This is a genomic window from Ekhidna lutea (assembly GCF_900188325.1).
GTDB lineage: Bacteria > Bacteroidota > Bacteroidia > Cytophagales > Cyclobacteriaceae > Ekhidna > Ekhidna lutea.
Window position 1 is genome coordinate 639,537 of record NZ_FZPD01000001.1, and the last position, 12,308, is coordinate 651,844.

Annotated in this window: 12 protein-coding genes; all 12 read left to right on the top strand. The window is 41.0% G+C overall.

Going from position 1 to position 12,308, the window contains the following annotated elements; all coding sequences use genetic code 11:
- Window positions 1-95 precede the first annotated feature (95 nt).
- A complete protein-coding gene (locus CHB71_RS02810) occupies window positions 96-1,592 on the top strand; it encodes a sodium/pantothenate symporter (RefSeq protein WP_089355352.1) in 1,497 nt (498 codons plus the stop codon).
- On the top strand, window positions 1,589-2,521 hold the full coding sequence (locus tag CHB71_RS02815; protein ID WP_089355353.1) for an alpha/beta fold hydrolase: 933 nt from the start codon (window positions 1,589-1,591) through the stop codon (window positions 2,519-2,521). Before CHB71_RS02810 ends, CHB71_RS02815 begins: the two co-directional genes overlap by 4 nt.
- A 4-nt stretch (window positions 2,522-2,525) precedes the next feature.
- The gene (locus CHB71_RS02820; protein WP_089355354.1) at window positions 2,526-4,982 is read left to right on the top strand and encodes a TonB-dependent receptor; all 2,457 of its coding nucleotides are present in this window, start codon (window positions 2,526-2,528) and stop codon (window positions 4,980-4,982) included.
- A 251-nt stretch (window positions 4,983-5,233) separates the two neighbouring features.
- Window positions 5,234-5,962, top strand: a complete 729-nt coding sequence (locus CHB71_RS02825; protein ID WP_089355355.1) for a beta-ketoacyl-ACP reductase — start codon at window positions 5,234-5,236, stop codon at window positions 5,960-5,962.
- Between the two features lies 1 nt (window position 5,963).
- A complete protein-coding gene (locus CHB71_RS02830) occupies window positions 5,964-6,956 on the top strand; it encodes a 3-oxoacyl-ACP synthase III family protein (RefSeq protein ID WP_245811206.1) in 993 nt (330 codons plus the stop codon).
- A 6-nt stretch (window positions 6,957-6,962) separates the two neighbouring features.
- Window positions 6,963-8,462: an o-succinylbenzoate--CoA ligase gene (gene menE, locus CHB71_RS02835; RefSeq protein WP_089355356.1), complete on the top strand. Its 1,500-nt coding sequence runs from the start codon at window positions 6,963-6,965 to the stop codon at window positions 8,460-8,462.
- Between the two features lie 3 nt (window positions 8,463-8,465).
- The gene (locus CHB71_RS02840) at window positions 8,466-8,867 is read left to right on the top strand and encodes an STAS/SEC14 domain-containing protein (RefSeq protein ID WP_089355357.1); all 402 of its coding nucleotides are present in this window, start codon (window positions 8,466-8,468) and stop codon (window positions 8,865-8,867) included.
- A 124-nt stretch (window positions 8,868-8,991) separates the two neighbouring features.
- Window positions 8,992-9,549 (top strand): RNA polymerase sigma factor, encoded by a 558-nt coding sequence (locus CHB71_RS02845; RefSeq protein ID WP_089355358.1) that lies wholly within the window; start codon window positions 8,992-8,994, stop codon window positions 9,547-9,549.
- Entirely contained in the window at window positions 9,539-10,015 is a 477-nt protein-coding gene (locus CHB71_RS02850; RefSeq protein WP_089355359.1) for a hypothetical protein, read from the top strand. Before CHB71_RS02845 ends, CHB71_RS02850 begins: the two co-directional genes overlap by 11 nt.
- Complete coding sequence (locus CHB71_RS02855; protein WP_089355360.1) at window positions 9,999-11,102, top strand: DUF4097 family beta strand repeat-containing protein; 1,104 nt, start codon at window positions 9,999-10,001, stop codon at window positions 11,100-11,102. Before CHB71_RS02850 ends, CHB71_RS02855 begins: the two co-directional genes overlap by 17 nt.
- Window positions 11,103-11,126: 24 nt before the next feature.
- Window positions 11,127-11,636 (top strand): hypothetical protein, encoded by a 510-nt coding sequence (locus tag CHB71_RS02860; RefSeq protein ID WP_144017309.1) that lies wholly within the window; start codon window positions 11,127-11,129, stop codon window positions 11,634-11,636.
- A gap of 37 nt (window positions 11,637-11,673) precedes the next feature.
- Window positions 11,674-12,291, top strand: coding sequence for a hypothetical protein (locus tag CHB71_RS02865; RefSeq protein ID WP_089355362.1), 618 nt, complete (start codon window positions 11,674-11,676; stop codon window positions 12,289-12,291).
- Window positions 12,292-12,308 lie beyond the last annotated feature (17 nt).

A 12,308-nucleotide genomic window follows, 5' to 3' on the forward strand; every position in this document is an offset into this window, starting at 1 on the left:
AGGTTCTGTTCACCTTAAAAAAACCTTCTTTCACCTGAGTTCAGTTGCCAAAGCGCCTGAATAAGTAAAAATTGGTAGCTGGATTAAGTGAAAATATGGCTTCAGCAAGTTTTACTGAATATGTTTGGATAGCAGTCATCGCCTACATGGCGCTGATTCTCTTCTTTGTTATTAGAGGAGCTATTCAGACTAAAAACATCTCAGATTATGCGCTGGGCAATATTGCTTTTTCCCCGATTGCAGTTGGGCTGGCACTTGCGGCTTCTATGACCAGTGCAGCAACATTCATCATCAATCCGGGATTTATTGCCTACTACGGAATCAGCGGATTTCTTTCCTTCGGATTGGTTTTATCCATATCAGCACTGATATCATTGATAGTGATTACCAAAGGATTTCGGAAGGTAGGAACTTCAGTAAAAGCGCTAACCATGGCACAATGGATTGGTAGCAGATATGACAATAAGAGCTACTCACTATTTTTTGGTTTCGTATCCTTGCTACTCATCACATTTATTGTGCTGATATGTGTAGGCCTGAGCAAGCTCCTTTCAAAAGCATTGAATGTAGAAGAAATCTACATTTTGATTTCTGTTGTGGTATTCGTGTTTGGATACATGATGTTCGGTGGAGCAAACTCCATGGTATACACCAATATGATTCAGGCTTCTTTGATGATAGTGGTTGCCATCATTTTGCTTACTTCTGGTTACGAACATTTCTCTGATGGCATCTCAGGATTTTTTGCAAAGCTTAAAGCAATTGACCCTGTTCTTGCAGAGGGTACAAATCCACAAAGTCCATTATTCAGGGACTATTTTGAAATAATTTTTTGCCAGGTTGTGGTTGGGATAGCGATTGTATGTCAGCCACATATCATCACTAAATCGCTTCTTTTAAAAAATGATAATCAGGTAAATACGTACCTGATTGCAGGTGTAATTGTTGAATTCCTCTTCTTCCTCGTGGTTTTTGCAGGTCTTTATGCCCGGCTGGAGTTTCCGAATCTTACAGTAGATGGCAGCCTGCTCAGCCTCGATGGAGTGCTGTCAGCTTATGTTGTGAAAAAATTTACCACCGGTATAGGAATCATTGTGGTGATGGGACTGATATCAGCGGGTCTTTCTACTTTAGAAGGCTTGATCCAAAGCCTAAGCACAACAATCACACAAGATGTAATCCGTCCCATATTTGGTGAGCCAAAAATTCAACCGGTTATTCTGAATCGACTCACAATCATTTTTTTAGCAGCCGTTTCTTTTGCTTTCAGCTGGCAACAACTAATTTCTCCTGATTTGAGTGTTGGGATTTTTGCGCAGAATGGTGTCTATGCTTATTTCTCTGCTGCTTTTGTGCCCGTTCTTTTTGGAACTTTCCTGAGGCAAGTACCGGTACATGTGCCATTTGTGAGCTCAGTATCTGCCATCATTATTCATTTTTCAGTGTATTACGGCAGGCTTACGCCGTACATGCAGGAAGAAGTGAGAAACCCGGCCATCGCTTCCACACTTGCCATTTTAGGTTCGCTCGCCATAGGTCTGATATTGCATACTTACGCTAAGTCTAAAAAGGAGAAAGTATCAATCGCATGAAAAGCCTGATCACCATATCATTCTTATGTTTAGCGCAATTCTCCATTGCTCAAAATGATGAATTCATGCCTACCTATAAATATGACACAAAGAAGGTCGCAATCTTCGATGAAATTGAGATCGCCTACCTGGATGAAGGAGCACAGGATGCACCTGTAATTGTGATGGTGCATGGCCTGGGTGGTTATATCAAAAACTGGTACCCAACCATAGAAGGATTAAGTGATGAATATCGATGTATAGCGCTGGATCTACCCGGATATGGTCAGTCTACTTTGAGGGCTTTTGATGAAGAAGATTACATGGACTTTTTCGCTCGCACGCTAGATACGTTCGTGAAAAAACTGGAATTAGATAATGTCATTCTGATGGGCCATTCCATGGGAGGACAAGTGAGTGTAGTTACTGCACTTCAAAACCCGAACTGGCTAGATCAATTGATATTAGCTGCTCCGGCAGGATTTGAAACATTTACTAATGAAGAAGCTGCCACGCTGAAGCAATTTTCAAGTGCTACAGTTTTGATGAGCCATACTGAAGATCAAATAAGAGCTGCTTATAAGATCAATTTTGTGAATATGCCGCCTTTAGCTGAGGAAATGATTCAGGACCGGATCAAAGCAAAAGAAGCTCCATGGTTTAATGATTATGCCAAAGTGAGAGAGATGGGAGTAAAAGGGATGCTATCACATCCTGTTTTTGCGGAGCTGGACCAGATCAAGGTTCCAGCCTATGTACTCTTTGGCGAGAAAGATTTTTTGATACCTAATAGATACCTGCATGCAGGAATGACCACCCAGCAAGTAGCTGAGGTGGGAAATAAAATACCTAATGTGAAAATTAAAATGATTGAAGCTGCCGGACACATGTTACAAATGGATAATCCGGCGGGCTTCAATCGAGCTGTTAAACAAATGCTAACAAACTAAAGTTATGAAAAACCTGTACTTAACCCTCGTTTTAACGCTGCTTTCTGTGGGCATATTTGCTCAGGGAGGAAGCATTACCGGTACTGTCACAGACAGTGAAACCGGCGAAGCACTCATTGGTGCCAATGTGGTGATTAAAGGAACTGCAAATGGCGATGTAACAGACCCCAATGGCAAGTTTGAGATCAAAGGATTGGCAAATGGTACATATACCATTGTTGCCAGCTATGTGGGATTTCAGGCCGTAGATCAATCTGTTTCTGTCAGCGGATCAGCTGTCACTATCGATTTTCAACTGGAAGAAGGAACTGTATTTGGTGAAGAGGTTGTGATTTCCGGAAGTCGTCAGCCAGAAAAAATTACTGAGACACCTGCTACTATCGAGATTATTTCAAGTAAAGACCTTGAAAACTGGGGTTCATTTAATACTGGTGAACTGCTATCACGGTTGAAGGGAGTTGATTATATCCGTTCTGGTGTTGTTGGAACTGGAATTAACGTTCGAGGTTTCAATAGCAACTTCAATGCTAAAAACACACAGGTAACAGACGGTCGATTCTCCAGTCTGGTAGCAACCGGACTACCGTTTGGCCCGTTGAGCCCACAGATTAAAGAAGACATTGATCGGGTGGAAGTAATATTGGGACCAAACTCAGCACTGTATGGCCCTAATGCTCATAATGGATTGGTGAATATCATTACTAAAGATCCTAGAGCCTCTGAGGGAACTACGGTAGCACTTGGTGCAGGGAACCAAAATGTCTTCACAAGTAGATTACGACACGCGCAGATTTTAAATGACAAATTCGCCTTCAAACTCAACTTTGAGTACACCAGGGGTGAGGAGTTTCAGTTTGCTGACTCTGTGTACATAGACAGAACTGATAATAGTGGAAATGGCGGCCCTGATGGCATCAAAGAAGGTTATGAGGAATATGATTTAGATAATGAGTTCGAATTTATCAAGGGGGGTTTAGGCCTTTATTATACGCTGAATGATGATTCTGATCTGATCTTTTCATACGATGCAAGTAACAGCACATACCTTTCTCCAACCAATGTGGGGCGAAATGAAATTATCGACTGGAAAATTCAGACATTTCATCTACGGTATGTTTCACCGAGAATTTTTGCACAAGCATATTTAAGCTTGAGTGATACCAGAGATACTCATTCCCTGGATGACAGAACCAAGGCATACTGGGCATCACGAGATGGAGGAGCCTCAGAGGCAGAAGCAGCAGATGCATCACTACAATCAGGAGCTCGTTTTATAGATGATTCCAAAAGATGGAATGGCGAAGTACAGTATAACAATAACTGGGGAGCCTTCAACTTTGTGACGGGAGTACAGTTTCAGCGAGATATGGCTAATTCTCATGGCACCTATCTGCTTGATGAAAATGAGGATGATTTTATAACTGTCGATCAAATCGGATGGTACGGTCAGGGTCAGTACGCATTTGGAAGCGGATTCAAAGGGACCTTTGCTTTGAGGGCAGATAATCATGATGTGTATGGTTTCAACTTCGTACCTAAGGTGGGGTTGACCAAAACAGTAGAAAGTGGGACATTCCGTATTACATATGGTCAGGGAGTTGCCGCACCAACAATACTAAACATGTATGGTGATTTGTTTGGAGGCTTGATCCTTGGAAATGCAGAAGGATTTACTTTGACGGATGGCTCAAAGGTTGAGAAACAAACCATTGAAAAGCTTCAAACCTATGAGATTGGCTATAAAGGGAATATCGGTTCAAAGAAGCTTTATGCTGATGTAAATGCATATTACAATATTTCAGAAAATTTCCTGAGCCCTGTAACAGTTGTAGGAGTCACAACACATAGAGGAGATACTCCAATAGAAGATGTTCAGTCAGCTTATGGTGTTTATGGTGGATTAGTTGCTACCTATATCAACTTTGGTGAGTTCAACACTTATGGATTTGATATTGGATTAAATTATCTGGTAAATCAAAACATCACTTTGGATTTCAACTATTCATATTTTGATTACCCAATAGATGAGGACAACCTTGAGAATGATTTCAATAATGACGGAACTGTAAATAAACTTGACCTGCTTGTAAATGCACCTAAAAACAAAGCAAGCTTCGGGTTCAATTACAACAAGGATAAGATCTTCGGAAACGTATTTGTTCGATGGGTGGAAGAGTACGATTACTTCTCCAGCTTCCAGATCGCAGCAGCAACTCAGGACCTTACTTATAGAGGCACACCGATTGTAGAAAATGCAAGAGGAACAGACTCATACAACTATGGTCCGCTTGCTGGTTTTGTAAACGTTGATTTAGGATTTGGATATAGAATTACGGATACATTCACTAGTTCAATTGCCGTAACAAACCTTTTTGATAGTGAATACCGCGAGTTCACTGCATCACCATTCATTGGAAGACTATACAGCATAGAATTAAAACTAGACCTTCCGGGAAAATAAGTAGTAGAGTTGTGCAAAATAGAGGCCGGTAGCATCCAGTTATCGGCCTTTAAAGTAAACCAATGATATCCGACATTTTTTAAAACTTGGATTTAATAATCCGAGAAATGATTTTTCTTCGGAGCGCAAAACGACCCCAACCCTTAAGGGAGAAGTTAGAAGGTGCCCTTTAGGGAATTCAAAGGGTGATTTATAGACTAAATCAAATCCAGAAAAATCTTTCTCGGATACTAGTAAATTGAAAATAAGAGATGAAAAGACTAGAGAATAGAGTTGCAATCGTTACAGGTGGATCTAATGGTATTGGAAAATCGACCTGTCAAAAGTTTGCTGCAGAAGGAGCAAAGGTGATTATTTGGGACCTGAATGAAGGGGCAGGTAATCAGTTGGCCAACGAAATTGACGGAGAGTTTTACATGGTGAATACCGCAGATTATGAAGCAGTTGGAAAAGCCACAAAAGCGGTCATTGAAAAGCATGGTAAAATTGACATTCTCATCAACAATGCAGGAATTACAAGAGATGCTACTTTGAAAAAAATGACACCTGACCAATGGCAGCAGGTTATTGATGTGAATCTCACAGGTGTTTTCAATTGTGGAAAACACATTCAGGCACACATGACAGAAGCGGGCTATGGGCGAATTGTAAATACGTCATCTGTAGTTGGCATTTATGGCAATTTTGGCCAATCCAACTATGTAGCCACAAAGGCTGGAGTTATTGGATTAACGAAGGTGTGGGCCCGAGAGCTTGGCCGAAAAGGAGTAACAGCAAATGCGGTAGCGCCGGGGTTTATTGCCACAGATATGGTGATGGCCATGCCGGACAATGTCATTGACATGATGAAATCAAAAGTGCCAACCGGAACTTTAGGTAAGCCGGAAGATATAGCCAATGCGTATTGCTTTTTAGCTTCAGAAGAGGCCGGCTATATCAACGGAGCAACAATTAGTGTGGATGGAGGAATGACAGTATAATATGATGAGAAACGCCAGAATCATTTCAACCGGGATGTATGTTCCAAAAAACATTATCCCTAATACCTATTTTGATGAGATTTTAGGAGAAAATGTTTCGGAATGGCTGGAAGCCAACGTGCATATTAGAAACCGCCGATGGTGCGATGAGGATGAATCCACAGCCGACCTCTGCATGGAGGCTGCCAAAGTCAATTTGGAACGAGCAGGATTGAAACCGGAAGATATCGACTTGCTTATTGTTTGCACAGACACACCTGAATACATTTCTCCCTCAACTGCATCCAAAGTTCAGCACAAAATGGGTATGACAAATGCCGGAACTTTTGATCTCAATTCGGCTTGTGCGGGATTTGTCATCGGCCTGGATACGGCTGTCAAGTACATCAAAGCGGACGAGAACTACAATAAGGTGATGGTCATCGGGGCATACGCAATGAGCAAGTATCTGGATAAGCTCGACAAGAAAACCTGCAATCTTTTTGCTGACGGAGCTGGTGCTGTGATACTATCATCTACTGAAGAAACAGGAACTGGCTACCTGGCTAGCGAACTGCGAACCAAAGGAGAATACTGTGACTGGATGGGTATCTATGCTGGAGGCACTTTTCAACCAATAACTAAGGAGGTTGTTGAAAATAAAGATCACCTCTTAAAATTTATCAAGCGCTTTCCAAGTGAATTGAATCCTGATGTGTGGTCAGACATGGCTAATGAGCTGGCTAAAAGATCTGCAACAAAAGTGGAAGATGTAGACCAGTTCATGTTTACCCAGATCAATATCAATAGCATTTGGGCAACACTTGACAAGCTGGGGCTGGATAGAGATAAGGCACATACGGTGATGCACGAATATGGATACACCGGATCAGCATGTATTCCAATGGCGTTGGATGAAGCTGTCCAACTCGGGAAAGTAAAGAAAGGAGATTTGATTTACTTTATCGGTTCTGGTGGTGGACTAGCATTTGCCAGTGCTGCATTTAGATTTTAAATATCAATGAGCTTTCGAAAAGACTGGATAGAGCGATGGGCTGAATATGCTCCCATAAAAGTGGCAGTTTCTGATGCTGAAACCGGCGATAGTCTTACGTATCGTCAGCTCAACAATCTTTCCAACTTCCTGGCGAAACGATTACAAACTGAAGGTATTCAGCCAGGTGATAGGGTAGCGGTATTGTCTGAGTTTAGATTGGAATACATTGTGCTTTTAGGTGCAGCCATGAAGCTGGGGTTTATCATAGTTCCAATAAACTATCGACTGTCGGCACGGGAGGTTTGCTACATGGTCAACAACTGCGAGCCCAAAATGGTGATCTCGGAAGAAAAGTTTAGCTCATTGATAGATTCGGATGAGTTGGAACATAAGCCATCCATTAGCTGGGACATGCAGGATCTTTTTTCTGAGCTCTCTAAAGTTTTAGGCGATGAAGAGTTTAATGCTAATGACATTAAGGATGATGATCCACTTTTCATTATTTATACTTCGGGTACCACGGGTTTTCCAAAAGGAGCGATCTATTCCTATAAAATGGCTTTTTGGAATGCGATAAATACGCAAATAAGACTGGATATAACCTCTCGGGATCATACAGTCATCTGTATGCCACCTTTTCACACAGGAGGGTGGAACGTATTGCTAATGCCATTCCTACTTCAGGGGGGATCATTCACCCTGCTTAGAAAATTTGATGCGACTACCGTGCTGAATTTATTAGAAGACGAGGAGGCTACACTATTTATGGGTGTTCCTACTATGCTCAAGATGATGGCGGATGATGAGTCGTTTAGTGAAGTTAGCCTGGAGTCTGTTCGCTATTTTATCGTGGGTGGAGAGGCAATGCCTTTACCACTGATTGAGTTGTGGGAGTCGAAAGGTGTCCCTATCCGTCAGGGTTTTGGACTGACAGAAGCAGGTCCTAATATTTATTCCCTCCATCACGATGATGCCATGCGGAAAATTGGATCTATTGGGACACCTAATTTTTTTGTGGACGTGAAGCTAATGAAGCAAGATGGTAAGGAAGCGAAAGATGAAGAAGAAGGTGAACTGTGGCTCAATGGCCCGGTGGTGACTCCCGGATATTGGAACAATGACGAGGCAACTAAAGATGCTTTTACAGATGGATGGTTCCGAACAGGGGATATTCTCGTTCGGGATGAGGAAGGGTATTACTATGTAAAAGATCGAATCAAAAATATGTTTATCTCCGGGGGGGAAAATGTGTATCCGGCTGAGGTGGAAAAATTACTTCAGACACATCCATCGATTCAGGAAGTGGCCGTAATTGGGGTTCCCGATGACCGATGGGGTGAGGTTGGCAAGGCGATAGTTGTTGGGCGTTCAGCTACATTGACTCAGGACGATATACTTGATTTCTGTGCAGGGAAGCTGGCTAAATTCAAGATTCCTAAACATGTGGAGTTGGTAAATGAAATTCCCAAGACTGAAAGTGGGAAGATCGACAGGAAAAAGTTGAAATCATTTGTAAATACATAGCTTATGTCAACTTCTCTAAAATATGATAAAAGCCACTGCAAAATCTATCATGAGCAGGATCCAAACTGTATAAGGTTGGTTTGGAATGGCTTTTCTAAACCAGAGGATTTTCAGGAGGCCTGCAATTTCGCTTTAGACTTATTGGTTGAGAATAATGCGAGCATGGTGATTGCTGATAATCGAAATGCATCTGTGGTCAGTAAAGAAAACCAGGCCTGGCTCGCCCAGGAGTGGTATCCAATGGCTTATGCGAAGGGCTTCCGGACATCTGCAGTTATTGTTGGAGATAATGCACTAAACAAAATTTCCATCAAAAAAATTGAAAACTCCCGAACCGGTGGTGAATTCACCACGCAGCACTTTGAAACTCTGGAAGAAGCCAAAGAGTGGCTCAGATCCATATAGCCTTTACAATCCAAATCAAACTTGCTCATAAGTAAAGCGTATATCATCTAAGTTTGCAGAAACCAAAAGATTTTTTTCTGCAATTGAGAAACCTTTGATAAAAGGTAGTGTCTTTTAAGAGATCGTGAGCACCACACAAACCATCCATAAGCATCTGATTATACAGAGTCAGCAGGGAGACCAGGCGGCTATGTCGTCACTTTATGGCCTCTATGCTAAGGCGATGTATAATATCTGCCGTCGGATGATGGGTGATGAGGAAGAGGCGAAGGATTTACTTCAGGAGTCATTTATTGATGCCTTTCAGAAGTTACCCTCGCTGCGAGAGGTGAATACGTTTAGCTCATGGATCAAGCGAATTGTCATTAATAATTGTATTAACGCCATTCGTAAAAAGAAATTGGATACTGCTCAGCTGGAGGAGAATGCTGATTTTGTAGAGGAAGAGGAAGATGATTTTGAATATGCTCAGTTTCAGGCGTCACAGATCATGTCAGTGATTGATTTGTTGCCGGAAGGATGCAAGACAGTTCTGAATTTGTACCTGTTTGAAGGATATGATCATAAAGAAATTGGTCAGATTTTAGGTGTTTCAGAGTCAGCGTCAAAAGCACAGTATTGTAAAGCGAAAGCGAGGATTAGAAAATTGTTAGCAGAAGAAAAGGGACAAAATGTGGGATAGCTTAAAAGAACATATAGAAAACAGCAGGGAAGAGTTTGAGGTCTATCCTTTTGATAGTGATCAAGAGTGGGGCAAGCTTTCTAAAAAGATTAAGCCAGTATCTAATAGAAACCCATGGAAAATCACGGGTATTGCTGCATGTTTAGCATTGATTTTAATGGGTTCTGTACTCTTCTTTAGTTCAGAAGAAAAACCCGTAAATCAGGTTGCGGAATTAGAGAATTTTTATAGTGGAGAGATTAATCATAAAATCTCATTGATAAAAAATCACCTTGGAGACGATAAAATCTTAAAGGATCTGCAAGAAATGGATGCTGTTTTTGGTGAGCTGAAAGATGATCTGAAGGATAATGTAGATAATGAGGAGGTGATTATGGCAATGATGGAGAATTATCGACTGAAACTTCAAATACTGGAAGAAATTTTAAACGAGTTGGAGAAAGAACAAAGTGAAGAAGTGCTTTAACATATTGATAGCATTGTTTTTGGCAATCCCATTGCTGGCGCAAGTACGTCAGGAAAGAGATTTTAAACGCTCTTTTTCTGTTCCTCAAAATGCCAAAGTTGAGGTCGTGAGCAAATATGGTGAGGTGATTATCCGAACCTGGGAGCTAGACTCTGTCAAATTTAATGTAGTGGTTAGAGCGGAAGGAAAAAACTCTTCAGCTGTTGCCAAATCTATGTCAAGGGTTGACATTAAGTTCCGAAAAATTGGGAGTGTGATTTCAGCAGTTACAGAGATTGGAAGCAGTGGAGGCATTTTTGGAAACGTGATGAACGAAGTAGGAGGAGTGATTGGAAGCAACAAACTGAAAGTCGACTATCAGGTATGGATTCCGAAAGATGTAATGCTGAGTGTAGAAAACAAGTATGGAGATATTTACCTAACTGACCTTGATGGTAAGGTTGATTTGGATGTATCACATGGAGATATTAAAGCGAATGATTTTTCTAAGTCTCTAAATCTGAAGCACAGCTTCGGAAAAGCTTCATTTGGTGAGTTAAACGATGGGATATTTACGCTAAGAGGCGCAGAAATTCGAATTGATGCAGCACAAGACCTGAACATTGAGAGTGGTAGTTCGGAGATTAGAGTTGATAAGGTGAGTCGTATTCAGCTCAATTCAAGAAATGATAAAATCCATTTGCTGGACGCCACCGAAATCATGTGTGAAGGATCATTTACCAACCTTACTTCAGATTTGTTGCGTGGATCAGCAAGATTGGATTTTAGCTATGGAGATATTTATCTAAGTCGCATTGTGAAAGATTTCAACAGCATTGATATAACAGGAAAATCTACAGATATTAATTTAATTCTAAATCAGGCATCTTATACCAAGACCTATATAAAGGGCCCTGAAGATCGGATGATTTTACCTAACAGCATGCTTACCATGCAAAAACAACAATTTGTGGAGGAAGAAAAAATTTCACTTTCCGGTTTTGTAGGAAATACCAATACCCGACACAGCCAATTATTGATTGAAGCAGATGGAGGAGAATTAATAATAGCAATAAAAGAAACGCCTATTTTCGTAGATAAAGACTAAATGCATCGTCACCACCGTCACCCAATGAAAATCTTATTCGCTGCTTTATTTCTACTGACATCTCTTGTCTCAGTTGGCCAACAACTGTACGAAAAATCTTCAGGGTTGAGACTCGGCCATACTTCTGGCCTTACATTTAAGAAATTTGTCACTGAGGACGAAGCTGTAGAGTTGCTTCTAAGTGGTAGGAATGAAGGAATGCAGTTTGGTGCACAATACCTTTTCCATGAGCCGATGGAGTTTTCCTTCAATGATCGGTTTTATCTGCATTATGGTATCGGGGGACATATTGGGTATGAGAAATTTGATGATTTGTCAAAGGTTCTTTCCAATGCCACTGGCGATGAATTTATTTACGAATCAAAAACTTTTTTTGCTATGGGTGTTGATGCCAGTTTAGGGCTGGAGTACAGATGGTTGGAAATTCCGGCTACTTTCGGTTTTGATATAAAACCTTACTTCAATTTCATTGGGATGCGACACACCAAAGCAAAATTTTGGGATGCAGCGATTTCATTTAAATACGTGTTTTGATATGAAATTTATCAGTTGCGTTATATTAATTCTATTTATGAGTTTTTTTGCAGTCGCTCAGACATATGTGGATACTCATGATCCCGATGATGAAGAAATAAAATCATTATTAAGTAAGCAAAATGATCTCAATGCTTTTGGAGCCGCTGACTTGAAGGTTGGTGATTTAAAGAGAGAGCGGGCACTGCTTGTAGGAGCATACGGGGGCTTTATTATAAACAGAAGGTATCTATTTGGAGTCGCTGGGTATGGTCTGGTCACCAATGTTGAATTTGAGGGCCTGGTTCAGGGACAAACCGATGAAAAGAAATTGAATTTGCATGGGGGGTATGGTGGAGTCCTGATAGGGTGGACCATTGCTCATAAAGAGCTTGTTCATATAAGTATACCCATCGTATTAGGTGCAGGATCATTCGATGTTGTTGACAAAGATTTCTTTGTAAACAATCCGGCAGATTCTGAATTCACAATCGAAAGTTCCGTATTTTTTGTGGCTGAACCGGGACTTGAAGCTGAATTTAATATAACCAAATATTTCAGATTGGGCGCTGGGCTGACTTATCGATACATATCTGGTGTCGAATTGGAAAACGTAAAAGATGATGAGATAACTGGTACCACTGCTATCATAAGCTTTCGTTTTGGAAGATTCTGATTTGTCTATCTTTGGCA